General features: G+C 41.5%; 27 protein-coding genes. 20 read left to right on the top strand and 7 right to left on the bottom strand.

The window, feature by feature from the left end:
• Positions 1–185: 185 nt before the first annotated feature.
• The 3 genes from J8L97_RS19090 to hslR form a co-directional block, all read right to left on the bottom strand.
• On the bottom strand, positions 186–1,724 hold the full coding sequence (locus tag J8L97_RS19090) for a phosphoenolpyruvate carboxykinase (RefSeq protein ID WP_211052171.1): 1,539 nt from the start codon (positions 1,722–1,724) through the stop codon (positions 186–188).
• Positions 1,725–1,986: 262 nt separating this feature from the next.
• Positions 1,987–2,832 (bottom strand): Hsp33 family molecular chaperone HslO, encoded by an 846-nt coding sequence (gene hslO, locus J8L97_RS19085; RefSeq protein ID WP_210996319.1) that lies wholly within the window; start codon positions 2,830–2,832, stop codon positions 1,987–1,989.
• Positions 2,833–2,842: 10 nt separating this feature from the next.
• Positions 2,843–3,253 carry a ribosome-associated heat shock protein Hsp15 gene (hslR, locus tag J8L97_RS19080; protein WP_192509004.1) on the bottom strand — a complete coding sequence of 137 codons (411 nt, stop codon included), beginning with the start codon at positions 3,251–3,253 and terminating at the stop codon, positions 2,843–2,845.
• Positions 3,254–3,465: 212 nt separating this feature from the next.
• Between hslR and gspC the strand changes: the two genes are divergently transcribed.
• The 13 genes from gspC (at position 3,466) to J8L97_RS19015 (ending at position 15,330) form a co-directional block, all read left to right on the top strand.
• Complete coding sequence (gspC, locus tag J8L97_RS19075; RefSeq protein ID WP_211052170.1) at positions 3,466–4,362, top strand: type II secretion system protein GspC; 897 nt, start codon at positions 3,466–3,468, stop codon at positions 4,360–4,362.
• 27 nt (positions 4,363–4,389) lie between these two features.
• Positions 4,390–6,459 (top strand): type II secretion system secretin GspD, encoded by a 2,070-nt coding sequence (gspD, locus tag J8L97_RS19070; RefSeq protein WP_211052169.1) that lies wholly within the window; start codon positions 4,390–4,392, stop codon positions 6,457–6,459.
• A complete protein-coding gene (gene gspE / locus J8L97_RS19065; protein WP_247670991.1) occupies positions 6,452–7,987 on the top strand; it encodes a type II secretion system ATPase GspE in 1,536 nt (511 codons plus the stop codon). Before gspD ends, gspE begins: the two co-directional genes overlap by 8 nt.
• 2 nt (positions 7,988–7,989) lie before the next feature.
• Complete coding sequence (gene gspF, locus J8L97_RS19060) at positions 7,990–9,216, top strand: type II secretion system inner membrane protein GspF (RefSeq protein WP_210996316.1); 1,227 nt, start codon at positions 7,990–7,992, stop codon at positions 9,214–9,216.
• A 62-nt stretch (positions 9,217–9,278) separates the two neighbouring features.
• On the top strand, positions 9,279–9,704 hold the full coding sequence (gene gspG, locus J8L97_RS19055; protein ID WP_192509000.1) for a type II secretion system major pseudopilin GspG: 426 nt from the start codon (positions 9,279–9,281) through the stop codon (positions 9,702–9,704).
• 14 nt (positions 9,705–9,718) lie between these two features.
• Positions 9,719–10,306, top strand: a complete 588-nt coding sequence (locus J8L97_RS19050) for a prepilin-type N-terminal cleavage/methylation domain-containing protein (protein WP_210996315.1) — start codon at positions 9,719–9,721, stop codon at positions 10,304–10,306.
• Entirely contained in the window at positions 10,303–10,677 is a 375-nt protein-coding gene (gspI, locus tag J8L97_RS19045; RefSeq protein WP_211052168.1) for a type II secretion system minor pseudopilin GspI, read from the top strand. The genes J8L97_RS19050 and gspI overlap by 4 nt, the downstream gene beginning before the upstream one ends.
• Before the next feature lie 2 nt (positions 10,678–10,679).
• Positions 10,680–11,321 carry a type II secretion system minor pseudopilin GspJ gene (gene gspJ, locus J8L97_RS19040; RefSeq protein ID WP_211052166.1) on the top strand — a complete coding sequence of 214 codons (642 nt, stop codon included), beginning with the start codon at positions 10,680–10,682 and terminating at the stop codon, positions 11,319–11,321.
• Positions 11,318–12,298 carry a type II secretion system minor pseudopilin GspK gene (gspK, locus tag J8L97_RS19035; protein ID WP_211052164.1) on the top strand — a complete coding sequence of 327 codons (981 nt, stop codon included), beginning with the start codon at positions 11,318–11,320 and terminating at the stop codon, positions 12,296–12,298. Before gspJ ends, gspK begins: the two co-directional genes overlap by 4 nt.
• The gene (gene gspL, locus J8L97_RS19030; protein ID WP_211052163.1) at positions 12,295–13,503 is read left to right on the top strand and encodes a type II secretion system protein GspL; all 1,209 of its coding nucleotides are present in this window, start codon (positions 12,295–12,297) and stop codon (positions 13,501–13,503) included. The genes gspK and gspL overlap by 4 nt, the downstream gene beginning before the upstream one ends.
• Positions 13,500–13,973 carry a type II secretion system protein GspM gene (gene gspM / locus J8L97_RS19025; RefSeq protein ID WP_211052162.1) on the top strand — a complete coding sequence of 158 codons (474 nt, stop codon included), beginning with the start codon at positions 13,500–13,502 and terminating at the stop codon, positions 13,971–13,973. The genes gspL and gspM overlap by 4 nt, the downstream gene beginning before the upstream one ends.
• A 2-nt stretch (positions 13,974–13,975) precedes the next feature.
• A complete protein-coding gene (locus J8L97_RS19020) occupies positions 13,976–14,734 on the top strand; it encodes a type II secretion system protein N (RefSeq protein WP_211052172.1) in 759 nt (252 codons plus the stop codon).
• A 2-nt stretch (positions 14,735–14,736) separates the two neighbouring features.
• Positions 14,737–15,330 (top strand): UPF0149 family protein, encoded by a 594-nt coding sequence (locus tag J8L97_RS19015; protein WP_210996311.1) that lies wholly within the window; start codon positions 14,737–14,739, stop codon positions 15,328–15,330.
• 388 nt (positions 15,331–15,718) lie between these two features.
• Here J8L97_RS19015 and J8L97_RS19010 read toward each other — a convergent pair whose 3' ends face one another.
• Entirely contained in the window at positions 15,719–15,922 is a 204-nt protein-coding gene (locus J8L97_RS19010; RefSeq protein ID WP_211052161.1) for a hypothetical protein, read from the bottom strand.
• An 11-nt stretch (positions 15,923–15,933) separates the two neighbouring features.
• Positions 15,934–16,281, bottom strand: coding sequence for a hypothetical protein (locus J8L97_RS19005; RefSeq protein ID WP_211052160.1), 348 nt, complete (start codon positions 16,279–16,281; stop codon positions 15,934–15,936).
• Between the two features lie 281 nt (positions 16,282–16,562).
• Here J8L97_RS19005 and ccoG point away from each other — a divergent pair, with 281 nt between their 5' ends.
• The 5 genes from ccoG to J8L97_RS18980 all read left to right on the top strand — a co-directional run bounded on the left by ccoG (position 16,563) and on the right by J8L97_RS18980 (position 20,831).
• Positions 16,563–17,990, top strand: a complete 1,428-nt coding sequence (gene ccoG / locus J8L97_RS19000) for a cytochrome c oxidase accessory protein CcoG (RefSeq protein ID WP_211052159.1) — start codon at positions 16,563–16,565, stop codon at positions 17,988–17,990.
• Between the two features lie 67 nt (positions 17,991–18,057).
• The gene (locus J8L97_RS18995; protein ID WP_210996308.1) at positions 18,058–19,032 is read left to right on the top strand and encodes a serine/threonine protein kinase; all 975 of its coding nucleotides are present in this window, start codon (positions 18,058–18,060) and stop codon (positions 19,030–19,032) included.
• 15 nt (positions 19,033–19,047) lie between these two features.
• Positions 19,048–19,671, top strand: a complete 624-nt coding sequence (locus J8L97_RS18990) for a thiol:disulfide interchange protein DsbA/DsbL (RefSeq protein WP_192508989.1) — start codon at positions 19,048–19,050, stop codon at positions 19,669–19,671.
• A gap of 15 nt (positions 19,672–19,686) precedes the next feature.
• On the top strand, positions 19,687–20,316 hold the full coding sequence (locus tag J8L97_RS18985) for a thiol:disulfide interchange protein DsbA/DsbL (RefSeq protein WP_211052158.1): 630 nt from the start codon (positions 19,687–19,689) through the stop codon (positions 20,314–20,316).
• A 59-nt stretch (positions 20,317–20,375) separates the two neighbouring features.
• Positions 20,376–20,831 carry a DUF523 domain-containing protein gene (locus tag J8L97_RS18980; RefSeq protein WP_211052157.1) on the top strand — a complete coding sequence of 152 codons (456 nt, stop codon included), beginning with the start codon at positions 20,376–20,378 and terminating at the stop codon, positions 20,829–20,831.
• Positions 20,832–20,840: 9 nt separating this feature from the next.
• On the opposite strand, the gene trmA is transcribed toward J8L97_RS18980, so the two are convergent.
• On the bottom strand, positions 20,841–21,938 hold the full coding sequence (gene trmA, locus J8L97_RS18975) for a tRNA (uridine(54)-C5)-methyltransferase TrmA (RefSeq protein ID WP_211052155.1): 1,098 nt from the start codon (positions 21,936–21,938) through the stop codon (positions 20,841–20,843).
• A gap of 186 nt (positions 21,939–22,124) precedes the next feature.
• Here trmA and J8L97_RS18970 point away from each other — a divergent pair, with 186 nt between their 5' ends.
• The gene (locus J8L97_RS18970) at positions 22,125–23,219 is read left to right on the top strand and encodes a DUF5610 domain-containing protein (protein WP_210996304.1); all 1,095 of its coding nucleotides are present in this window, start codon (positions 22,125–22,127) and stop codon (positions 23,217–23,219) included.
• Positions 23,220–23,292: 73 nt separating this feature from the next.
• Positions 23,293–24,081 carry a glutamate racemase gene (gene murI / locus J8L97_RS18965; RefSeq protein WP_211052153.1) on the top strand — a complete coding sequence of 263 codons (789 nt, stop codon included), beginning with the start codon at positions 23,293–23,295 and terminating at the stop codon, positions 24,079–24,081.
• Here murI and J8L97_RS18960 read toward each other — a convergent pair.
• A complete protein-coding gene (locus J8L97_RS18960; protein ID WP_211052152.1) occupies positions 24,071–24,538 on the bottom strand; it encodes an RNA-binding protein in 468 nt (155 codons plus the stop codon). The genes murI and J8L97_RS18960 overlap by 11 nt on opposite strands.
• Positions 24,539–24,730 lie beyond the last annotated feature (192 nt).

Below are 24,730 nucleotides of genomic sequence, written 5' to 3'. Positions count from 1 at the left end.
CGGGGTATTAAATAAGAATAAATTAGGATTCAACGTAACTCATAATTGTTTTGTAGTATAAATACGAAAAAAGCCTACATTTTCATGTAGGCTTTTATATTTGGAATTGGTGCAAATTTTTCTAGCACCATGTATCCGTACCAGCTTGCCCACTGAGGGCGTTTTTAGTCAAACTCGATAACAAGTTAGCTGCGAGGGCCAGCTTGTTTGATGGCGTCTGAGACGTCATACTTGGTAAAGTTTTCTTGGAAGTCAGCCGCTAATTTTGCAGCGTACTCAGCATACTTTGCTTTGTCTTCCCACGTGTTAATCGGGTTAAGCAGTTTGCTGTCAACACCAGGTACCGCAACAGGCACGTCTAAGTTTAATGACTCAATATGCGTTGTTTCAACACCCGCTAACGTACCAGATACAATCGCATCAATCACAGCACGTGTGGTTGGAATATCAAAGCGCTTACCAATACCATATGGTCCGCCAGTCCAACCTGTGTTAACAAGGTATACTTTAGCGTCGAATTCACGCACACGTTTCATCAGTAGCTCAGCGTAAACCCCAGCAGGACGTGGGAAGAACGGTGCGCCAAAACAAGTCGAGAAGGTTGATTCAATGTCTGACGTTGAGCCTATTTCAGTTGAGCCAACCTTTGCAGTGTAGCCACTTAGGAAGTGATATGCCGCCGCTTCTTCAGATAACACAGAAACTGGAGGCAATACGCCACTGACATCACACGTTAAGAATACAACTGCTTTCGGCTCACCGGCACGGTTCTCTACTTTACGCTTCTCAACATGCTCAAGTGGGTAAGCAGCACGGGTGTTTTGCGTTAGGCTGGTATCGTTAAAATCAGGAACACGATTTTCGTCTAATACAACGTTCTCTAGGATGGTACCAAACTTGATAGCATTCCAAATGACTGGCTCGTTCTTCTGAGATAAGTCGATACATTTTGCGTAACAACCGCCTTCAATGTTGAAAACACTGCCTGGTGCCCAACCGTGCTCATCGTCACCGATAAGAAAGCGTGTTGGATCCGCTGATAAGGTTGTTTTACCAGTACCAGATAGGCCAAAGAATAATGCTGTATCACCGGCTTCACCCACGTTTGCACTACAGTGCATAGGTAAAACGCCTTTTGCTGGTAACAAAAAGTTTTGTACAGAGAACATTGATTTTTTCATTTCACCAGCGTAGTGCATGCCAGCTAACAAGACTTTGCGCTCTGCAAAGTTGATAATCACGGTACCGTCACTGTTTGTGCCGTCGCGTTCTGGATCACATACAAATGAAGGCACGTTCATTACCTGCCACTGCGGTAAATCAGCCGTGTTATATTTTTTAGGTTCAATAAACATGTTTTTAGCGAAAATGTGATGCCACGCAGTTTCGGTTGTAACCACAACTGGTAAATAGTGCTCAGGATCAGCACCCACTTCAAGGTGAGAGACGAAGTGGTCACCGCCTTGTACATGTGCTTCAACACGTGTCCAAAGGGCATCAAATTTATCAGCATCGAATGGGCGGTTTACTTTGCCCCATTGGATGTCATTTTCAGTGCTTTGCTCTTTAACGATAAAACGATCGTTTGGAGAGCGGCCTGTGCGACGACCAGTTTTTGCAACGAAAGCTCCGTTTGCGGCCAAAGTACCCTCGCCACGAGAAATAGTGAGTTCGACAAGTTCAGCTGCAGTTAAATCGACAAAACGAGTAGCGCTTGAAGTCATGTTATTACCTAAAATGTGAGAATTGAACGGGATAGCTCTGAGTTCTTACTAACCTTAAGCTGAATTTATAGTAACAGATGATATTGAGATATTCGAGCCTTTGGAGGACCTGAAATCACATTAATTTGTGAAAAAACTTGAATAATTTCAATGATACCGGTGTCATAAAAAAGAGACTTTAAATGACACCGGTATCATTTTTTAAACATAAAAAAGCCATCAAAATGATGGCTTGGTATTCAAATTAGGTGCAAGTGGGTATTTAGTTAAAAATAGCCTTGATATCTTGTTCATTGAAGCGGTAATCGGTGAGGCAATAATGACAGCTGATGGTCACGTTACCGTGCTGTTGCACATCTTCTAAAAGCGCTTCTTGACCAACATTCACTAAGGCAGCAATGGTTTTCTCTTTGCTACATCCGCACACAAAATTGATTTCTTGCGGCTCGAACAGTTGCGGATTGTCTTCATGATACAAACGCGTTAACACTGTTTGTGCATCTAACTCTAATAATTCGTCATCTTTTACTGTGTGGCTAAGTGCTTCTAGATGGGTGAAGTCTTGCTGTGACTTTTCTTTATTGACCGGCAATACTTGTAAGAACAAACCTGCTGCTTTTACCGTTTCAGAGCCCGTTTTGGTTGCGAACCATAAACGCGTGGTTAATTGCTCTGATTGGGTAAAGTAGTCTTCAATACAGCCAGCAAGCGTGTCGGCAGTTAAAGGTACGATTCCTTGGTAGCGCTCACCTTTAACAGGGGTAATAGTAATGACCATATGTCCGTTACCGATCAAGTCTGCAATTTTGTTACCCGTTACGTCACTTTGTAAGCGCGCAATGCCCCGCATGTTTTGTTTATGATCACCGTTGATCACGGCATATTTCACCGGGCCATCACCTTGCAGCTGCACGGCAATATCGCCTTCGAACTTGAGTGTGGCCGTTAAAAGGCTGGTCGCAACCAGCAGCTCACCAAGCAATTGCTGAACGGGCTCTGGGTAATTGTGGCCTGCAATGATGTCACTGAATGTTTTTTCAATTTGTACCAATTCGCCGCGTACGTCTAGTTCGTCAAAAATATAGCGATGTAATAAATCAGGTTGCATTAATAAAATCCTAGCTTGATTTTAATTTCAATAGTTCACGTCTTTGCTTTTTATCTGGTTTGTTAACAGGATGTGGTGCAAAGAAACTGTTATTTTTTCTAGCAATGGCATTTTCTTCTCGCTTACGAACGCTAGATTCCGACTCTAGGTACGCCGTTTGGGCGATTGCCGCCGCTTGGCGTTTTTCAAAAAGCACTAAAATAGTCACTTCTTTTTCGTCAAATCCTTGCGCAAGCTTCACAGTAGCGCCTACTTCAGTGATTTTACTGGGTTTACAGCGCTGGCCGTTATAGTGTACTTTACCACCTTGTACCATTTCACGCGCAAGCGCTCGGGTTTTATAAAACCGAGTAGCCCAAAGCCACTTGTCGAGTCTTACTCCGGTGTTTTTGGTTGCTTGTACAGGTGAATTTTTAGTCACAATTTATTAACCATGTAGATTGTGTAGTATAAGCTGAAATCTATCATATTTTGGCATTCAAAAAAAGCAGGCTTAATCGTTGCCAGTATTGGTGTTAGGCTTGTAGAAAAGGTGTGTATTCAAGTTCTCACTCGTGTCATATTTGTGCGCTTGTTGAATTTTTGCTTAAAGGGTACACTGAGCTGCTTAATGTAGAATAAGAAAAATTGCATATGGAATTACAGTTACAACAGTTACAAAAAGCCTTATTAGGATTGCCTCACGCTAAACTAAGCCGCATGGTCGTATTGTTAGCTGTTATTTATATTGCTTATTTATTATCACAAATGTTTTGGCTATTGTGGCCACAACCTGCGAATCAACCACTTCCTAGTCAATCAGCGCTGTATTCATCAAGCAGTAATGTGATTAATACGCAAGCGATTACCAACCAACATTTATTTGGCCGTGCAGATGCCAAGGCGCAGGAAAAGCCGAAGCCCGTTGTGTCTGATGCACCAGAAACAACGTTGAATGTGCGATTGACGGGTATTGTTGCTGTAAGCTTAGATGATGCAGCCGGATTTGCGATTATTGAATCGCAAGGGAAGCAGTTAACATATGAAGTCAAAGAATCAATTCAAGGTACGCGCGCCACGTTATCACGCGTATTGCCTGACCGCGTTATTTTGGATGTAAGTGGTCGATTTGAAACACTGATGCTAGATGGTATTGAGTATTCAAAAAATGTGGCAATGCCAGTGGCTGCAAAATCGACAGGTAAAAGCCCCAACCGCAAAAAATCATCTCAGCTGGTTGCCAGTGCTGACATATCTTCACAGCGCGATGAACTGTTGAAAGAACCTGGCAAGTTATTTGATTATATAAGAATTTCACGCGCCATGAAGGAAGGTCAATTGATCGGATATCGCTTGAGTCCAGGTAAAGATCCTGAACTTTTCCGCAAAATGGGGCTCAAAAATAACGATTTAGCTGTTGCCATCAACGGCTATCAACTCACGGATATGAAACAGGCTATGTCTGCAATGAATGAGCTTAGAAATAGCTCAGATGCAAGCATCACCATTGAACGAGATGGTCAAACCATTTCAGTACAATTCAGCCTGTAAAGTTACTACTTTTGGAGTTTAAATAAAATGGGTAATAAGCTACACCTCACAAAAATCAAAAAAGGGTTAGCTAAGTATGCAGCTCTAATGATTGCCGCTGGTCTGTCTTTATCGGTGTCTGCCATTGAGTACGCTGCCAACTTTAAAGGAACTGACATCAACGAATTTATTAATATCGTTGGTAAAAACTTAAACAAAACCATTATTATCGACCCAAACGTGCGTGGCAATATCAATGTACGTAGTTATGAGTTGATGGATGAGTCAATTTATTATCAGTTCTTCCTGAATGTATTAGAAGTGTATGGCTACTCCGTTATGGAGATGGACAGCGGGGTACTGAAAGTTGTCCGTAGTTCTGATGGTAAAAAAGGGAATGTGCCATTAGTCAAAGGCAAAGAATTTGGTAACGGCGATGTAATGGTGACGCGCGTTGTACGTGTAAAGAACGTTAGCGTACAAGAGCTCGGGCCCTTGATCAGGCAGTTCAGTGACCAAAAAGATGGCGGTCATGTGACCAATTTTAGTTCTGCGAACGTGATGATGCTAACAGGGCATGCGGCATCGGTTAATAGGCTTGTTGATATTATTAAGTCAGTGGACCAAGCGGGTGATAAGCGTGTTGAAATTATTAAATTACACCATGCCACCGCCGATGATGTGGTTAAAGTAGTTGAAAGTATTTATAAAGGCACCGGTAAAAACAGCGTGCCTGAGTTCTTAATTCCTAAAGTCGTTGCCGATGGCAGAACCAACAGTGTTATCGTCAGTGGCGAGTCTCAAGCACGCAGCCGTGCGACTGAATTGATTAAACGATTAGACGGCGAGTTGGAAAGCCAAGGTAATACTAAAGTATTTTATTTAAATTATGCTAAGGCTGAAGATTTAGTCAAAGTGTTGCAAGGCGTGAGTAAAACCTTGCAAGAAGAATCTAAGGGCAGCAATAACAAAACCCGTTCACGCAGTAATCGTAACGATACCAGTATTGAAGCGCATCCAGATTCAAACTCACTGGTGATCACAGCACAGCCAGATACCATGCGTTCATTAACCTCGGTCATTGAAAAGTTAGATATTCGCCGTGCACAGGTATTGGTTGAAGCCATTGTGGTGGAAGTACAAGAAGGTGACGGTGTTAACTTTGGGCTACAGTGGATCTCTGAAAAAGGCGGTATGCTGCAGTTTAATAATGGCAGTACGGTGCCTGTAGGGTCATTAGCCGTTGCGGCAGAGCAAGCACGTGACATAACTATTAAGAAAAGTATTACAGGTTCCGAAACTGGCACTGTCACTCCTATTGAAGAAACTCAAAAAGGTGACCTTGGTCCATTGGGTCAATTGCTTGGTGGCGTAAATGGCCTCGCGATGGGGATTGTCAAAAACGATTGGGGTGCAATAGTCCAAGCGATTTCGACTGATACGAAATCTAACATTTTAGCGACGCCTTCTATTACCACCATGGACAATGAAGAAGCGTCGATGATTGTGGGTCAAGAAGTGCCTATTATTACCGGATCTACGTCGGGTGACAATAACTCTAACCCATTCCAAACGGTTGATCGCCAAGAAGTGGGTATTAAGCTCAAAGTGACACCACAAATCAATGACGGCAGCGCAGTACAGCTGACCATTGAGCAGGAAGTGTCGAGTGTCAGTGGTGCAACTGCGGTTGATATTTCTGTGAATAAGCGCGCCATTAATACCACAGTGATTGCAGATGACGGTGGCATGGTTATTCTCGGTGGTTTGATAGATGAAGATGTGCAAGAAAGCGTGTCAAAAGTACCGTTACTAGGCGATATTCCATTTATTGGCCATTTATTTAAATCAACCAATACTAAAAAGAGCAAGCGTAACTTATTGGTCTTTATTCGCCCGACCATTGTGCGTGACAGTCGCAGTATGAATGAGTTAAGTCATGCGAAATATAACTTTATTCGCAGTGAGCAGGTAAAGCGTAATGAAGATGGCATTCAATTAATGCCGTCAGAAGATACCCCTGTGCTACCAGAGTGGAATGATGCCTTGGTATTACCACCGACTTACGAAGAGTTTTTAAGTGGCAAAAACAAGCAAGAGCAAGAAAACAATGACTGATAGCCAAGTTGATGTTCTCGCAGAGGACCATACTGCCGAACTAGATAATGCGCAGGTAATTCGTTTACGCTTGCCATTTGCTTATGCGCGCCGCGAAGGCATTTTGCTCAGTGACACGCCTGATGGTTTAAAAGTGTTTTATCGTGGCGAGCTGTCAGTTCCGGCATTACTGGAAGTACGCCGAGTTGCGGCAGAACCTTTTACGCTGGTACAACTTGAAGACGATAAATTTGAGTTATTGCTTGAAGAATCGTATCAGCGTGATAGCTCTGAAACGCAGCAAATGATGGAAGACATTGGCAACGAAGTTGACCTGTTTTCGTTGGCGGAAGAGTTACCGCAAACAGAAGATTTGTTGGCTGCGGATGATGATGCACCCATCATTAAATTGATCAATGCCATGCTCAGTGAAGCAATCAAAGAAGGTGCGTCTGATATTCACATTGAAACCTTTGAGCAAGACCTCGTGATCCGCTTTCGGGTTGACGGGGTGCTTAAAGAGGTACTCAAACCAAACCGTAAACTCGCCTCGTTACTCGTGTCGCGTATTAAGGTAATGGCTAAACTTGATATCGCCGAAAAGCGCATTCCACAAGATGGTCGTATTAGTTTACGTATTGCTGGGCGCGCGGTAGATGTGCGGGTGTCGACCATGCCTTCTAGTTTTGGTGAGCGAGTGGTATTACGTTTACTGGATAAGAACAATGCCCGATTAGACCTAGAAGACTTAGGGATGACTGAGCGTAACCGAGAATTATTTGCCGGCATTATTAGTAAACCTCACGGTATCATCTTAGTGACGGGCCCGACCGGTTCAGGTAAAAGTACCACGTTATATGCAGGTATGAGTCAGATAAACTCAAAAGATCGTAATATTCTGACGGTTGAAGATCCAATTGAATATGAAATTCCGGGTATTGGTCAGACGCAAGTTAATGCGAAAGTTGATATGACGTTTGCTCGGGGGCTACGGGCTATTTTGCGTCAAGATCCGGATGTGGTTATGGTTGGTGAGATTCGAGACTTAGAAACAGGCCAAATTGCCGTACAAGCTTCATTAACGGGTCACCTTGTTATGTCGACACTACACACTAATACAGCGGCGGGTGCCATCACTCGTATGGAAGATATGGGGGTAGAACCGTTCTTACTGTCTTCTTCTTTATTAGGGGTGTTATCACAGCGCTTAGTCAGAACTTTATGTTCAAACTGTAAAGCCGGTCATCATGCTGATGACGGTGAATGTGAATTGTTAGGTATACCGAGCGGTCAGCAAACGACAATTTACCGCGCTGTAGGGTGCGAAGAGTGTAATTATAATGGCTATAAAGGCCGAACCGGTATTCATGAGTTACTGATTGTTGATGAACATATTCGTGAGCTTATTCATAACGGTAAAGGTGAGCAGGCGGTAGAGAAGTATATTCGTCAGCACAGTCCGAGTATTCGTCAAGATGGTTGTTCGCGTGTTTTAGACGGTAAAACAACGCTAGAAGAAGTATTGCGAGTGACTCGCGAGGAAGGATAAGCATGGCAGCATTTGAATACCGAGCTTTGGATGGCAAGGGAAAAGAAAAAAAAGGCATATTAGAGGCGGATACCGCTAAGCAAGTGAGACAAATGCTGCGCGAAAAAGCCATGATGCCTTTAGAGGTATTACCTGCGGCGGAGAAAGATAAGCAGCAGTCTTCTGAGGGAATACAGCTATTTAGAGGCTATAAGCCCTCAGTGGCCGATTTGGCATTGGTGACCCGTCAGCTTGCGACATTAATTCAATCATCGTTGCCGGTTGAAGCCGCAGTGATGGCGGTTGCTGAACAATGTGAAAAACCCAGACTAAAGCGCATGCTGATGTCGGTGCGCTCTAAAGTCGTTGAGGGTTACACCCTTGCTGATGGTATGTCAGAGTTTCCTCATGTATTTGATAACCTATATCGGGCTATGGTTGCTGCGGGTGAAAAATCAGGGCACCTAGATCAAGTATTGAATCGTCTTGCAGATTACACTGAACAACGTCAACATATGCGTAGCCAAATTACCCAAGCGATGGTTTATCCGACCATTTTGGTGATATTTGCGATTGCCATTGTCTCTGTATTACTAGGAACTGTGGTACCCCAGATATTAAAAACCTTCGAAAAGTCTAAGCAAGTATTGCCATGGACGACTGAATGGGTCATGGCCGCCAGTAACTTTGTTCAAAACTATTGGATGATTAGTCTCGTAATTATTGTGGGTGGCATTTTTGGTATTAAGCAAGCGTTAAAGCGTCCGAAAGTGCGTTTTTGGTATGATAGCCAACTTATGATTTTACCCGGTATCGGCAAAGTCAGTCGCAGTATCAATACGGCGCGTTTTGCACGGACTTTAAGTATTTTATCCTCGAGTTCGGTCCCTTTATTAGAAGGAATGAAAATTGCCGGTAAAGTACTAGAGAATCAAAAGATTAAATTTGCTGTGGCTGAAGCTGCAACCCGAGTAAGTGAAGGTGCAAGTTTAAGAGCGGCGTTACATCAAACGAAATTATTCCCGCCAATGATGTTACATATGATCGCCAGTGGTGAAAAATCAGGCGAATTAGAACAGATGTTGGAGCGAGCAGCTAATAACCAAGATCGTGAATTTGAAAGTATGGTTAGTGTGTCATTGGCACTGTTAGAACCAGCAATGATTGCCAGCATGGCAGTAATCGTACTGTTTATTGTTATGGCTATTTTACAACCTATTATGGCAATGAACCAAGCAATTGGTTTGTAGTCAAAAATATCGATAATGTATATAAAAATACAAAGACATTAATAACTTTTGAGGTATAAATTGTGAATAAACAGTCAGGTTTCTCACTATTAGAAGTGATGGTAGTACTTGTGATCATTGGTATGATCATGTCTATTGTGGCACCCAATATTATGGGTCAGCAAGAAGAAGCGCAAATTGATAAAGCCCACTTAGATATTCAGCAACTTGAAGATGCGATGAGTATGTATAAGTTGAAAAATAAAAAATACCCTACCACAGAGCAGGGCCTTGAAGCATTGGTAAATGAAACAACAATAGACCCAGTGCCAAAACGTTTCCCTGATGGTGGCTTTATTTCTAAATTACCAGAAGATCCGTGGGGTAGTCCTTACCAATTAGTTAGCCCAGGTGAAATGGGTAAAATTGATATCTTTTCAATGGGGCCAGACGGTGAAGTGGGTACCGAAGATGATATTGGTAACTGGGATCAAGAAGAGCAGCAATAAAAGCTGCATAGATTATGATAAAGCATCCGACCCTAACGCATAAATACCAACGAGGATTTAGTTTAATCGAAATCCTCGTGGTACTGACGATCATTGCTTTTGCGACCAAGTTGGTGACCTATAGTTTTGGCGGCGACATGGAAGAAGAGCTAGAAAAGCAGGCGCTCAGAACACATGGCATTATCAATTTAGCATCGGAATTTGCGGTGCTGAATCAAGTTGAACTTGGGTTTCACCTTGATAAGAAAACCCTAGAGTTTTTAGTGTTTGATGGGGAAAACTGGATAGCGTTTGATGCGGAAGAACTCTACAAGCCAATTAAATTTGAAGATGATTACAAGGTGAACTTGAACATTGAAGGATTAGATTGGGCACAAGATAATTTATTAGAGCAATCAAATTGGCGAGCATTAATGGGTACTGGCGATGAGCAAAGCTTGCTTGAACTGAAGAAGCTAAAAGTACCTCAAGTCCTCTTGTTATCATCGGGTGAAGTCAGTGCCTTTCAACTAAGCCTTGAGTTGGATGACGACCCACAAAGCGTTTACTTTGTGGAAGGTGAGTTTGTCGCTCCTGTTAATTTACGCCGAGAGCCAGAATGAAGCAGAATACATTAGGCTTTACCTTACTAGAGGTGATGGTTGCGCTAAGCATATGTGCGATGGCAGGTATTGCGGCAATGCAGGTCACTGGAGAGCACATTACCCACATTGGCGCGTTAGAAGAACAAACTTATGCCTCTTGGGTCGCGGAAAATCAAATGGTCATGATGCGCGCCAGTGGTAAAAAATGGTCAGGGAAGAACAATGTCAAAGGGGAAGAAGAACTGGCTGGACAGAAGTGGTTTTGGCAGCAATCAGTGATAGCGACAGAAGATCCCAGTTTCGTTAAGGTGACGGTCACCGTTTATCAAGATGAAGCATTACAAACGTCGGTTTATGATCTCACTACCTTTATGTTGAAAGGCAAATGATAATGCGCCAACGAGGTTTTACTTTATTAGAAGTGATGGTTGCGCTGGGCATTTTAGCGTTTGTTATTTTAGCGACTCATCAAATATTAGACTCGACGTTGAAAGCCAAAGAAGCCTCTGAGGATGTTATTGGTGAATTAGAATCATTACAAACAACGTTTAGGTTAATGGACCAAGACTTTAATCAAATGACCAAGCGTGAAGTACGCAACGAGTCAGGTGATAGCAACGAAAGTTATATCATTCACGGGCGTTATGAGATGAATAGCCAATACGATGGTATTGTCTTTGTTCGTGATGGTTGGACAAATCCGATTAGCTTATTACCTAGGTCTGAGTTACAAGCCGTTGGGTACCGGGTGGTTGATGATAACTTAGAGCGTATTTATAGAATTTATGTGGATGAACTTGATGGCTCAGAACCTCGCTCACAAATCGTATTAAAAAATGTGGAAGATCTAAAGTTTGAGTTTTTAGATGATAAGCAAAAATGGCAAGAAGATTGGAAGAAAAAAGCCTTGCCGTTGGCGGTTGCCGTCACGCTGCAACTTAAAGATGCAGATCCTATTAGGCGTTTATTTTTAACTCCTGGAGATGGGAAAGAGCAGAGTGGGAATGAGCAGAACAGTGGAGATCGCTCATGAAGCAGCAGCGCGGCGCAGCACTTATCATTGTATTATTTATTGTCGCTTTGGCTGCGACTATCGCAGCTGAAATGGCCGCTAATTTAATGGTACAAGTGCAAAGAGCACAAAATATTCAAACTCATCAACAAGCAAAATGGTATAGCTACGGTGCAGAAGAATTAGTGAAAAAGGTCTTACTGGAAAGTAAGAAAGAAGACACCGAAAAAGTACACCTTGATCAGCCTTGGGCACGTGAAGAAGTCCCTTACCCAGTTGATCAAGGGACATTAAGTGGGGAAGTGACAGATTTACAAGCCTGTTTGAACTTGAACGCGTTAGCAGCGCCAAAAGATAAAAATCAAGCGAACAATCAAACGAATCCAGCCCACAAAGCTTTATTAGAGCTGCTTAAAAATATTGAAGATCTACCCTTAGATGAGAGTGAAGAAGCGTTAGCTGATAGTGTATATGATTGGTTGGATCAAGACAGTATTACATATCGCTCAGGCGCCGAAGAAGATGAATATATGTCTCGTAGGACCCCTTATCTGACAGCCAATAACTTACTTGCTTCAGTTTCTGAATTACGAGTGATTAAGGGATTTAATCCGTTAGTTATGAAAAAGCTGTTGCCCTATGTATGTGTTATACCAGGCAATACCGAATTAAAAGTGAATGTAAATACCATTAAATCAGAGCAAGCTTTATTACTCAGTGCGTTGATGAAAGGGCTATCTAAGTCCGAAGCTGAAGCGATTATTTCAGCGCGGCCAGAAAAGGGCTTTGATTCAGTCGATGAGTTTTACACGGAAGCTGCCAATCAAGGCGCTGCCAAAGACAGTAAATCGGATAAGGTATTTACCGTAGATAGCAATTATTTTAAGTTACGCGCGAAGGCCGAGTTTGATGAACGGCTTTTTACTATGACCTCAATTATACAAATAAACCAAGGTCAGGCGACTATACTAGCGCGCAAATTTGGAGGCGTACAGTGACAGAAAAATTGGTGATCCGAGTCGGACAGTCACACCAAAACTCAGTGCATTGGTTGATCTTTTCAACACATGATGAGCAAATAATCGCCAGTGGTGAACTGGCAAATGGTGCAGAGATAGGTGCACTGACAGAAAAAGCAGTACCACGAGATACCGTGTTGCTATTACCGAGTTCACAGGTGCAGCTCAAGTCAGTGGCATTGCCCACGAAATGGAACCGTAAGCTAGAACAAGCTTTGCAATTTATGCTTGAAGAGCAGCTGGCCTGTGATGTTGATGATGTTTTTATCGCCATTGGTAAGCCCGTCACTGATGGTGATCAACACAGTATTCAAATTGCTTTATGTGATCAAAAGTGGCTACAAGATTGGCTGGAGATATTTGATTCCGCCGAAATTGAGTTACATAGCATTGTGCCTGATGCTCTGTTATTGCCTGAACCGGAAGAAAATGCTTTAGCGATGGTTGAATTGGCAGATCAATGGTTATGTAGATTTGGGCAATGGCAGGTGAGTGCGATTGAAAAGAGCTGGGGTGCAGATTATTTACATGCACTTGCTCCTGCTGAAATAGCGCATTACAGTCCTGCTGATACTTTGCCAGATATTGCCCCCAAGGTAGCCAAAGAAAGCGAATATGATTTACCGTTGGCAATATTTGCTAAGCAATTAAAGCACCAAGGTTTTACATTGAGGCAAGGGATATTTGCTGGTAAGAAAAAACAGCCTCAATGGTGGCGTGATTGGCGTAGTGGGCTTATCGCAGCAAGTATTGCCGTTGTGTCGTTTATTGGGGTGAAAAGTACGCAATTAATTATGTTGCAGTCACAAGCGGATGCATACAAGGCTGAGGCTGTGACGGTATATCAAAAAGCGTTTCCTGGCAAAGTGGTTCGTCCTCACTTATTAAGACAGCAAATAAAAAATGAGTTAGCGGGATTAAGCGGCTCAGAGCAGGGTGGGTTTTTAGAGCTCACAAATCATTTTGTTGCCGTGTATGGTGAGGTTAAAAGCTTTACGCCTGAAACGATACGCTATGATCGTCGTCTTAATGAGTTGAGAGTACGTGCGCAAGCCGGTGGCTTTCAGGTATTTGGCCAAGTAAAAGCGATTTTAGAACAACGAGGCTTAAATGTGCAGCAAGGATCACTTAATAATGATGGCGATGTGGTTATTGGTGAGATCCGCTTGAGAGGTGAATCATGAAGCAACAAGCTATGAAGTATTGGCACTCGCTAAAAGAGCAAGAACAACGCTTGGTGATGGTTGCTGGCGGTATATTTATTATTTTCATTTTAGTGATGGGGATCTTTAGGCCGTTAAACGAGGGCGTTGAAAAAGCAAAAAAAGATAAACTTCGTCAACAAGAGCTCGTTGCTTGGGTAAATGCAAGTGTTGGCACCTTAAAATCGAGCGCTTCAACTAAGAATACGAACCGTGTTAACTTGTCACAATTGGTGAATCGAACTCGTGGGAAATATGGCATTAATATTAGTAAGATGCAGCCAAGTGATGGCTCACTGCGGGTGAATATTGATACGGTTGAATTTAATCAGCTTATTGCATGGATTGATGAGTTAACGAATACGCATGGCTTAACGGTTGAAAATCTTGATATTGCACAAGATGATTTACCCGGATTTGTTCGCGTTAGCAGATTGGTTTTAGAGAAGTGATGATGAAAAATATTATGGGCCTATTGTTGGCGTTTGTACTCGCATTTGTTGTATTTACAATCTATAGCATGCCGGCAGCGATACTTTTACAGTTATTAGAAAAAGAGCTTCCGCCCACGCTAAATATAGGCTCGGTATCGGGGACTGTTTGGCAAGGTAAAGTGAGTGAAATTCGTGTCAATAATATCCAGCTCAATAATGTTCGCTGGGATGTTCAGGCGAGTGCTTTACTTACCGGGAACTTGCAAGGCAAAATTAATTTTGGTAATGCCCGAGACAGGCAGGAGATTTCGGGAAATGGCCAATTCGTTGTGGGGCTCACAAATCAATCTATTGAGCTCAGTGATACCACAGTGAGATTTAGCGTTGAACAAGCAATGTCTCAAGTTACGCTGCCGTTACCTGTACAGGCGAAAGGACGAGTATTACTGGATATTGATACGTTCAATAGTGGTGCACCTTATTGCAATGCGTTAGCTGGCGAGATCCGTAGTCCTGGTATTAGCGTACAAGGACTCAGTGGTTGGTTTGACATTGGAGCTTTAGGCGGGTCTTTGAGTTGTAAATCAGGTAATATTTCGGTTTTGGTTGATCCAGATAATTCACTAGGCTTACAGGCAGATGCGACACTTGCAGAGCATTTTCAGTTCCGTGTAGCAGGAAATATAAAGCCACAGGCCTCTTTACCAAAAGAAGTGCACGATGCGGTAAAGTTTCTTGGTAGACCAGACTCTGATGGCCGTTATCCGGTGAACTTATAATTATGGATGGCATTGATTTTAAATATACTGCACAGCAACAAGCGGTGTTAAATCAGTATTTTTCAACGCGTGATACGGCATTTAATTTAGAACAGGTGGCTGGTTATTTTTTTGCTCAAATTTGCTCACCAGATGCAACGGAAGTTGAGCAATGGATGAAGGTAATAACCGCCGAAGATGATGCGATTTCTGAAGACGTGGTCTTTGCATTAATGGCATTACATCATGACATTAGTGAGCAGGTTTATAGCGATTGCTTTTGTTTAAAGTGGCATGAAGACACTCATTACCTTGATTGTCAGCAATGGAGTCGAGGGTTTTTATTGGGGGTTACCCCTTATTATGAGCGACTCATACATGCCCAAGAAGTCAGTGAAGAGCTGAAACAAGCTTTACAAATGTCTACTGAGCAACTGAGCTTTTTTACCTTAGAAGAGTCGCAAGTCAAAACATATTGTCAGCAAACACATACCGATATGACATTATTTATCCAACAACAAATGCAGCTGGCGGGCGAGTTTGCGGGTGGCTATGCACAGTTAATTGAAGCCACTGCAATAAGTAGTGGTTTATATGACTCTGAGAATGACTTTTAACTAACCTCAGGTTTGGGTAAGGGTTTTGGAATAGAAAATGTTTTGTAAACACACTTACGTACAATCCAATGATGGTATTTCGTTCAATATCAAGGCGCTTTTATGCAGTAATAGCGGGCTATTAGAAATGAAAGCAACGCCGAGAGTGAGAAAAATAGCTTTACTGGGCAAATTCGCTTATCCAGAGCTGAATAACCTCAGGTTTGGATAAGGGTTTTGGAATAGGAAATATTTTGTAAACCAACTTACGTACAATCCAATGATGATATTTTGTTCAATATCAAGGCGCTTTTATGCAGTAATAGCGGGCTATTACAACTGAAAGCAACGCCGAGAGTGAGAAAAATAGCTTTATTGGGCAAATTCGCTTATCCAGAGCTGAGGTTAACTAACCTAACTCTAATTCAATATGTGTGCAGCCTCGAGCGCAGCAAATAATGCCCTGTTGAGTGTTACTTGTCGCCAGATCAAGCGTTAATGGCTGTTGGCACGTTTCACATAAAATAGTTTTACCTTTCCCCAGCTTTTTTAGAATAGTGCGTTGCTTATCGAAAGAGTGTGCGCGCTGCTTATTTAATTGACTAAAGTCCATTATCTGCCTTTTTATTTATTCAATATATCACTAGTAACGTTACATACCTGCATGAGAGTAGGCGCGTATAAGTCAAGGTTGACGTCATTTTCTTCGCAATAACGTAAATGAAATTCACGTAATTTTTCATCGGTGGCCAGTGCTTCATTGATGTAATTTTGTTCTTGAGTGCTTAGAGAGACAGTGCGTGTAACGCTTTCTCTTGCTTGTTGTGCCGCAGGGCTGCGTGTTATTTTACTGGACTCGCTTAATACATCTATCCCTTGATTTAGTAGTGTGTCGCGAGGTCCTTTAATTGACGGGTGATCAATGGTAAATAGCCCTAATATAATGATCACCAGTAGTAAAAATTTCTTCATAACGGTAGTAACCTTGATCTTGATAGCTTAATTGCGGCTATTAGTGTAATAAAATGCTGCTTTTAAAAGCAAGTTTAGTACTCAGAGACTGGATCAAATAATGCCATTTTATTTATTAATTAACCACCAAGCGCATCGTTTTATCGTAAAGTGTTGCTCAGTTTAGAGATTCTTGTGTGATTTTGTATCCATAACTTACTAAGCTTGCTTATAATATCCATATGAATAATAGGGTCACTGTAGCAAGTAACCTGTCGATCGTAGCGGCTTAAGGAGCTTAGATGGACAAGCAAATAAAGATTAAGAATATCCCATCCGAGGTCAAAATACAGAAACCGGATGACCTCCAACCTGATAGATTCAACCCTCGTAATCGTATTTATGTACGTGCGGTGAAAGGGTTACATCAGTTACTACGGCAAAGAATCGGGTTTATTGGCATGCTGGCATTTATGGTGTTACCGTGGATCAGCTTTCATGGACAGCAAGCGGTATTATTTGATTTGTTTGAGCAAAAGTTCAATATTTTTGGTTTAACACTGCTCCCCCAAGATTTAACTATTTTGGCTTTTATTTTAATGATTGCCGCATTTGCTTTGTTTTTGGTCACGACTTTCTATGGTCGCGTATGGTGCGGTTATACATGTCCGCAAACGGTATGGACATTCATTTTTATCTGGTTTGAGGAAAAGTTTGAGGGCAAAGCTAATCAGCGTAAAAAACTCGATCAACGAGAAATGAGCTTTGATAAATTTTGGCGAAAATCCGCTAAGCATATTAGTTGGGTGCTGTTTTCTTTGTATACCGCAATTACCTTTGCAGGCTACTTTACGCCTATTCGTACGTTATTACCTGAGTTATTGGCGCTGACAGCAAGCAGCTATGCCTTTTGGAGTATTGCTGTTTTTACGGTTTGCACTTATGGCAATGCAGGGTGGATGAGAGAAATTATGTGTTTACATATTTGTCCTTATTCACGTTTTCAGTCAGCGATGTTTGATAAAGATACTTTCACGGTAAGTTACGACGAAGCCAGAGGTGAGTCGAGAGGTCCTCGTTCTCGTAAGCAAGATCCAAAGGAGTTAGAACTTGGCGACTGTATTGACTGTAATTTGTGTGTACAAGTTTGTCCAACAGGTATAGACATACGGAACGGGTTGCAATATGAGTGTATCAATTGTGGGGCATGTATAGATGCCTGTGATGGTGTAATGGAAAAAATGAACTACGCTCCGGGTCTTATTTCTTACACAACAGAGCGGAATTTAGAGAGCTCAGCGGAACGCACTAAGCCCATCAGAGGGAAATTGGTTGGGTACTTGCTCATCCTCATCGTTTTATGTGCAGCATTAGTGATGAATATTGCTATGCGCAAACCGATGGAGCTAGATATTATCCGTGATCGAAATCAACTTTATCGGGTTAACTTTGATGGCTTAGTAGAAAATACCTACACACTAAAAGTAATTAATAAAGCACAATCCGCGCAAACATATACTGTCGAGATTAAAGGGCTCAGTCATTACCAAGTAATTGGCAAATTATCACTTCATGTCGAAGCGGGCCGTTCTATGAATTTACCTTTATCAGTGATCATTGATCCGTATGACTTAAACAAGCCAGTAACAGAGTTTACATTCGTTATTGCGCCAATAGATAACCCAGAACAGCAGTTATCACAACAGACTAACTTCTTTAAAGGAAGATAATTCAGTACACTACCTAGTATGAGTTAAAAGCGGGGTTAACCCCGCTTTTTTAATATTTGAGAGTACTATGAGTGAATTTAGCTTTGCCAACTTAACACCAGACTTAATTCTCGATGCGATAGAAAGCATTGGCATTTATCCAGAATCGGGTTTGTTAGCATTGAACAGCTACGAAAATCGAGTCTATCAATTTAAAGCAGATGATAATTGCCGCTATGTTGTTAAGTTCTATCGACCCCAGCGTTGGACTAACGAGCAAATACATGAGGAGCACTCGTTTTCTCTTAATCTACTTGAAGCTGAAGTTCCTGTTGTTGCGCCAATTGTGCGAGATGGCACCAGTTTATTTGAATATCAAGGTTACCGTTTTACGCTGTTTCCAAGTGTGGGGGGGAGACAATTTGAGATGGATAACTTAGATCAGCTTGAGATGCTAGGGCGCTATATTGGTCGTTTACATAGTGTTGCAGGAAATCATGTATTCACTCATAGGCCAACAGTTAACACACAAGATTATTTACATCATGCCCGAGAGGCTATTTTATCTAGCCAGTTGTTGTCAAAATATATGGAAACGCCTTTTTTGACAATATTAGATCAGCTGATAGATAAAACGGAACAAACATATTATAAAACTGACCAAATCCGTTTGCATGGAGACTGTCATGCTGGCAATATCTTGTGGTCAAATGATAAATTGTTACTTGTCGACCTAGATGATTGTCGACAAGGTCCAGCGATTCAAGATCTCTGGATGATGTTAAATGGAGATAGACAAGAAAAAGCGATGCAGTTAGATACACTTCTGTGTGGCTATGAAGAATTTCAAAGTTTTGATCACCGTCAATTAGGTTTGATTGAACCTTTACGAGCGATGCGAATGGTGCATTATATGGGCTGGCTTGCGACTCGATGGCAAGATCCTGCATTTCCACGGAACTTTTCGTGGTTTGCTACAGACAAATACTGGGAGCAGCAGGTCTTAGCGTTAAAAGAACAATATGCGGTATTAAATGAACCCGCTATAAAACTAATTCCATAAATTTGAGAGAGACCGATGTTAAAGAAATTACAATTTGCAGTATTATTATTTTGTTTGCCCTTATTTGTTATGGCAGCCGATTTTACGGATGGTAAACATTACCAAACACTGACTACTGAAAAAAGTGCCTCACCAAAGGTAACAGAATTTTTCTCATTTTATTGTCCTCATTGTTTTCGTTTTGAACCTGTAGCGAAGGCTTTAGCGGATAATTTACCAAAAGGGGCTGTGTTTGAAAAAAGTCATGTAAATTTCCTTGGCGGCTTGTCTGCAGACGTACAAAGTAACTTAAGTTATGCCTACATTGTGGCTAAAAATGCCGGTAAGGGTGATGATATTGCTGCGAAACTGTTCGATAGTATTCATGTGAAAAAAGTGCCATTAGATAACATTACTGATTTAAAGAAGTTATTAGAGGTGAATGGCATTACGGGCGCACAGTTTGACGCCGCATTAGCAACCATGCCAGTGATCAGTGAAGAAAAAGCGATGCAAGATGCACAAGAAAAGTTTTCAAAGGCGGGAGCGCTAACAGGTGTACCTACTTTTATAGTAAATGATAAATATAAAATTAATGTGAGTGAGTTACAAAGCCAAGACGAATTAAATGACTTAGTAAAACACTTATTAAAAAAATAAGGATTGGAGAATTTAATGTTAAAAGTAATTAAAGCGGCAGCGATAGCGATGATGATGCCTATGCTGGCCAATGCGGCTGTATTTGAAGAGGGCGTTCATTATGAAGTGATCTCAGAACGCGGTACTAAAAAACCAGAAGTAACGGAGTACTTTTCGTTCTATTGCCCAGCATGTAATGCATTTGAACCCTTGATTGCTAAAGTTAAGCCGAAACTAAATGAAGGTGTTAAGTTCAAAAAAAGCCATGTTGACTTTGTTGGTACGCGAGATGAAAAATTGCAGAAAATTATGAGCAATGCGTTAGCTACCGCAGAGGTGCTGCCACAAAAAGATAAAATCGTGACTGCTATTTTCACTCATTTACACGGTACGCGCGGTAAAATTAATGAACTTGCTGATATGAAAGATATTTTTGTCGCGCAAGGCGTTGATGGTGAGAAGTTTGATAAACTGTATAAGAGCTTTTCGGTACGTACAAAAGCATCGAAAATGGTCAGAATGCAAAAGCAAATGCAAGATAAGCGTGCTTTGACTGGCGTTCCTACTTTTATTGTTAATGGTAAATATAAGCTGCGTTTACGCGAGTCTAAAACAACCACACCAGAGCAAATTAGTGAACTAATCAATTACCTTGCTGCAAAGTAAATATTTGTTAGACTTAAAAAGCCCCGCATAAGCGGGGTTTTTTGTTTAGGAGAGTCACGATGGAAAAGGTTTTGGTGTCGAGTTGTTTGCTTGGGCAGCCGGTTCGATATGATGGTCAGGCACAGCGGCTGAGCGACCCGTTTATATCTCAGCTGTGTGAGCAACAACGCGTGGTATCATTTTGTCCAGAGGTGGCGGGTGGGTTACCTACTCCTAGAGACGCAGCCGAAATTTTGATGTCACAGATAATTACTGTAACAGGAGTTGACGTGTCAGATGAATTTGTAAGAGGTGCAAAATTGGCTTTAGCACACTGTTTAGCAAGCAATATACGTTTTGCTTTGTTGAAGGAGTCGAGCCCATCATGCGGTAGAAATACGATTTATGATGGGTCGTTTACAGGTAATAAAGTTGCAGGCATGGGTTGGACTGCGAAGCTCTTAGAGCAAAATGGTATTCGTGTTTTTAGTGAGGAGCAGATCCCAGCATTGAGCAAAGCGCTGAGATCACTTTAATGAAAGCGCTTATTTACGTTGTAGAAATACACCTGACTCAACATGATGGGTGTATGGAAACTGATCAAAAATAGCGATACGCGAAACACTATGCGTTTCACAGAGTAACTCTAAATCACGTTCGAGTGTGTCTGGGTTACATGAAATGTATATCACATTGTCGTAATTGGCGACAAGACGGCAGGTTAGTTCGTCCATGCCAGCTCGGGGTGGGTCAACTAGGATTGTTTGACAGTTGTAATCTTTAAGTTCAATGCCATTTAATCGCGAAAAACTACGCTCGCCTTTCATCGCCTGGGTAAATTCTTCACTAGACATTCGTAAGATATCCAAGTTGTTTACCTTATTTGCGGCAATATTAAATTGTGCTGAGTGAACTGACGGTTTAGATATTTCTGTTGCGAGCACTTTATTAAAACTACCAGCCAGAGCAATCGAAAAATTCCCGTTACCACAATATAACTCAAGTAAATCGTTCTCTAATGGTACACAGAGTGACTGTGCCCAGGCGAGCATCTTCTCATTCACAACGGCATTAGGTTGGGTAAAGCTATTCTCAACTTGTTGGTAGGTATAGGTCTGTCCATTGACGTTTAATTGTTCGGTCACATAATCATGTTCGAAGATCACTTTTTGTTTTCTCGCACGCCCAATAAAATCAACTTTATAGGTTTGCTTTAATTCAGTCCGTAGCGTCTCCATTGCTGCTTGCCACTGTTCGTCTAGTGGTTTGTGATAAAGTAAACTAATGAGAATCTCTCCACTTAGCGTAGATAGGTAATCAATCTGAAACAGCTTACGACGCAGTATTTCATTGTGACGTAATTTATCCATCATAACGGACATTAGCTCACTGATAAGGGGGGCAGCTGGATCGAATTGTTCAACGCGTATTTTCTGTTTCGTCGCTTGATCAAACATGATGTGGTATAGATCATCACCTTCATGCCATACTCTAAATTCAGCACGTTGGCGATACTGTGTTTTCGGAGAATCGTATACCTCTAAATCAGGAGCATCAAAACGCGCGAATTGTTGAGAAATGCGCTGCTGCTTTTCTTCAAGTTGCTGGGCATAAGTGGAAGTATCAATTGTTATGATGGCCATGATCAGAATTACCTTACTATATAGAGACGCGCTATTTTAGGCACCGTTAGAGATTTGTCCAGTGTATCGCGAAAAACGCGCTTACTTTCTATACTAAATAACTTAAGCTTTATTTAAACCTGCCGATAATAAAGGCATTGTAGTTGGCTCTTTTAGCCTACTAGTTTCACCGTGTGGAGCCACATCATGAAAATAGGACAACTTAATCAATTGCTTAACCCTGCTAGCTCGTTTAGAGCAGGTAATAGCAAACCATTTATGCCGACCATTCAGAATAATGCAGATAGTTACTCTGGAGATAAAAGTAAATTGGCTGCAAAGTTTTTAGACGACAAGCTTGCTGAAGCTCTTGGTATTGAGAAAAAACCCGAAAAAGAGAAGCCGCTGTTTGACTTTGAGTCGATTGTCAAAAATGTTTTGGATTTTGTGAAAGGCGCAGTTAATAAAGCTAAAGCAGACGGTAAAGACGATGACGAACTACGAAATATGCTAGGGGAGGCGCGCAAAGGTGTGCTGATGGGCATAGACGAAGCAACGGATGAGCTAAAAGAAAGTAGTATTTTTAATGATGAGATTGGCGAAGGTATTGCAAAGTCTAAAGAGGGTATTTTTAATGGCTTAGATGAATTCGAAAAATCATTGTTTGAACCTCAACCAGACAAAATGTCAGTAAGTGCAGCGCAATATGCGAGTTTAGCAAACCAAGCTGATTATACTTTTACCACGGCAGAAGGGGATGAAGTACAAATTACTTTTAGTGACGCTTATTCTCAGAGCCAAGGTGCTAGTTATGCAAAAGAGGGCAACCGAGAAGGCTTTGCGTATGCTGAGCAAAATAGGCAAGAGGTGAGCTTTTCGATCAGTGTGAACGGAGATCTGAACGAAGATGAGCAAAAAGCCATTAATGAGATGATGAAAGATATTCGAGACGTCAGCGACTCTTTCTTCGGCGGCGACTATGATGAAGCATTCGACAAAGCAAAAGAGTTGAATATAGGCAGTGATCAAATAGCTAATTTTACGATGGATTTGAGACAAACTAAAACTACTGCGGCAATTAGCCAATATCAACAAAGTAATCCGCTTAAAGATTTAGAGAAAGCACTACAACCTCTAGATAAACAATTAGAAACGATCAATGAAAGTGCAAAGTCGTTTGGATTAGAGAGCCAACTGCCAGATATTTTGGAATGGATGAATCATGGTCAAGATAGGCTTAATAATTTTTTAGATTATGCTGAGGGTTTTTTTACGCAACTGAATAAGCCCCAAGAGCGTTAGCGATAATTAGGGATTCATTTTCTGCTTTGTGCGTGGCACACTGCGCGTCACTTTATAATGGCGGAGTATAGTTGTGTCACCACATGTATTGGTATTTGATTCGGGGATTGGTGGAACCAGTATTTTACAGCATCTTGAATCTAAGCTCCCACATGCACAATTTAGTTATGTGATGGATAACGCACTATTGCCGTATGGTTTACAATCAGAAACGGTTATTAAATCAAGACTAGCAGCGTTAGTTACACGCATTAAAGAATTGGATCTTCAAGTGGATCTCATTGTTATTGCATGTAATACGGCGTCAACCGCAGCACTAAATGCAACACGTCAGTTAACGAATATTCCCATTGTCGGGGTCGTGCCTGCGATCAAACCCGGTGTATTGCTGAGTAACTCAAAGCATATCGCCTTGTTGGCAACGCCCGCAACATCAAGCAATGCATATACGTACGGACTCATAGAGGAGTTTGCACAGAACTGTAAAGTTGACTCACATCATTCAACCGTTTTAGTGTCGTTAGCCGAAGCTGCTTATTGGCAACAAGAGCTTGACAATAATGTGGTATTTGCTGAACTTCAAACACTCAATATTGATCAGAGTGTAGACGTCATTGTACTTGGTTGTACGCATTTCCCTATTTTAAAAGCTGCTTTGACATCATTTTATGGCAGTAACGTTAAACTTGTGGATTCAGGAGAGGCAATTGCTCGACGTGTGTTGTCTATTTTGGCACATCCAAATAATACAAAAGGGTCTAGCGAAGAGAGAATAAAAAAGCCATTACAATTTTATGCAACGGCTCCTGATAAAATAAGATCTGATGATCGTGTCATCTTGCAGTTAAATCTTAGCTACTAGCCTCTTCTTCTTCCGCATCGTACTGCTTTTGTTTTGCAGCTCTTACTTTAAGCGTTCTTTGTTGGAACTCTTGGTCGTTTAATGCTGAAATAGCTTTGTCAGCATCTCGCTCGGCCATTTCTACAAAGCCAAAACCACGACGTTTACCTGTGTTTTTGTCTTTTAATAGACGAACGCTAAAAACTTGTCCTTGTTCTGAAAATAACTCTCTTACGACGCCTTCATTGGCTTTATAAGGCAAATTGCCCACGTAGAGAGTTTTAGTTTTAACTTCTTGCTTTGCTTCTTGCGGCTCATTAGAAGTAAATATAACAACTAAACCTCCTAGAAGAATACCAGCAGCAAATAAGATAGGTGCGCTTAATGCAATATTAGAAAAAACAAATTGCAACGTAAGAAAACCAAAGACAGCAAGTGCAATGGTGATTATAAAAGGCTTTTGATCCGATGATTTCATAATTGATCTACCAATAAACAGGGGATAAACATTAATTTAACAAAACGAGTGGCTATATTAGCGATATATATAAACTTCGCAATAATAAAACTGCAATTAACGAAGAATACTGCATTAAAAATAAGCGAAAATGGAGAATATTGCGAACTTTGCGCTTTTTTTGTTCGAACAAGTAGAAACTTTAAAAAAAGA

Source organism: Pseudoalteromonas sp. MMG012, assembly GCF_018100875.1.
Taxonomy (GTDB): Bacteria; Pseudomonadota; Gammaproteobacteria; order Enterobacterales; family Alteromonadaceae; genus Pseudoalteromonas; species Pseudoalteromonas aurantia.
This window is presented reverse-complemented; position numbering and strand designations above follow the sequence as displayed.

What these genes read in the sequence shown, in the direction of transcription:
- J8L97_RS19090 (WP_211052171.1), bottom strand. Translation starts at nt 1,724, where the DNA reads ATGACTTCAAGCGCTACTCGTTTTGTCGATTTAACTGCAGCTGAACTT.
- hslO (WP_210996319.1), bottom strand. Translation starts at nt 2,832, where the DNA reads ATGCAACCTGATTTATTACATCGCTATATTTTTGACGAACTAGACGTA.
- gspC (WP_211052170.1), top strand. Translation starts at nt 3,466, where the DNA reads ATGGAATTACAGTTACAACAGTTACAAAAAGCCTTATTAGGATTGCCT.
- gspD (WP_211052169.1), top strand. Translation starts at nt 4,390, where the DNA reads ATGGGTAATAAGCTACACCTCACAAAAATCAAAAAAGGGTTAGCTAAG.
- gspE (WP_247670991.1), top strand. Translation starts at nt 6,452, where the DNA reads ATGACTGATAGCCAAGTTGATGTTCTCGCAGAGGACCATACTGCCGAA.
- gspF (WP_210996316.1), top strand. Translation starts at nt 7,990, where the DNA reads ATGGCAGCATTTGAATACCGAGCTTTGGATGGCAAGGGAAAAGAAAAA.
- J8L97_RS19050 (WP_210996315.1), top strand. Translation starts at nt 9,719, where the DNA reads ATGATAAAGCATCCGACCCTAACGCATAAATACCAACGAGGATTTAGT.
- gspI (WP_211052168.1), top strand. Translation starts at nt 10,303, where the DNA reads ATGAAGCAGAATACATTAGGCTTTACCTTACTAGAGGTGATGGTTGCG.
- gspJ (WP_211052166.1), top strand. Translation starts at nt 10,680, where the DNA reads ATGCGCCAACGAGGTTTTACTTTATTAGAAGTGATGGTTGCGCTGGGC.
- gspK (WP_211052164.1), top strand. Translation starts at nt 11,318, where the DNA reads ATGAAGCAGCAGCGCGGCGCAGCACTTATCATTGTATTATTTATTGTC.
- gspM (WP_211052162.1), top strand. Translation starts at nt 13,500, where the DNA reads ATGAAGCAACAAGCTATGAAGTATTGGCACTCGCTAAAAGAGCAAGAA.
- J8L97_RS19020 (WP_211052172.1), top strand. Translation starts at nt 13,976, where the DNA reads ATGAAAAATATTATGGGCCTATTGTTGGCGTTTGTACTCGCATTTGTT.
- J8L97_RS19015 (WP_210996311.1), top strand. Translation starts at nt 14,737, where the DNA reads ATGGATGGCATTGATTTTAAATATACTGCACAGCAACAAGCGGTGTTA.
- J8L97_RS19010 (WP_211052161.1), bottom strand. Translation starts at nt 15,922, where the DNA reads ATGGACTTTAGTCAATTAAATAAGCAGCGCGCACACTCTTTCGATAAG.
- J8L97_RS19005 (WP_211052160.1), bottom strand. Translation starts at nt 16,281, where the DNA reads ATGAAGAAATTTTTACTACTGGTGATCATTATATTAGGGCTATTTACC.
- ccoG (WP_211052159.1), top strand. Translation starts at nt 16,563, where the DNA reads ATGGACAAGCAAATAAAGATTAAGAATATCCCATCCGAGGTCAAAATA.
- J8L97_RS18995 (WP_210996308.1), top strand. Translation starts at nt 18,058, where the DNA reads ATGAGTGAATTTAGCTTTGCCAACTTAACACCAGACTTAATTCTCGAT.
- J8L97_RS18990 (WP_192508989.1), top strand. Translation starts at nt 19,048, where the DNA reads ATGTTAAAGAAATTACAATTTGCAGTATTATTATTTTGTTTGCCCTTA.
- J8L97_RS18985 (WP_211052158.1), top strand. Translation starts at nt 19,687, where the DNA reads ATGTTAAAAGTAATTAAAGCGGCAGCGATAGCGATGATGATGCCTATG.
- J8L97_RS18980 (WP_211052157.1), top strand. Translation starts at nt 20,376, where the DNA reads ATGGAAAAGGTTTTGGTGTCGAGTTGTTTGCTTGGGCAGCCGGTTCGA.
- trmA (WP_211052155.1), bottom strand. Translation starts at nt 21,938, where the DNA reads ATGGCCATCATAACAATTGATACTTCCACTTATGCCCAGCAACTTGAA.
- J8L97_RS18970 (WP_210996304.1), top strand. Translation starts at nt 22,125, where the DNA reads ATGAAAATAGGACAACTTAATCAATTGCTTAACCCTGCTAGCTCGTTT.
- J8L97_RS18960 (WP_211052152.1), bottom strand. Translation starts at nt 24,538, where the DNA reads ATGAAATCATCGGATCAAAAGCCTTTTATAATCACCATTGCACTTGCT.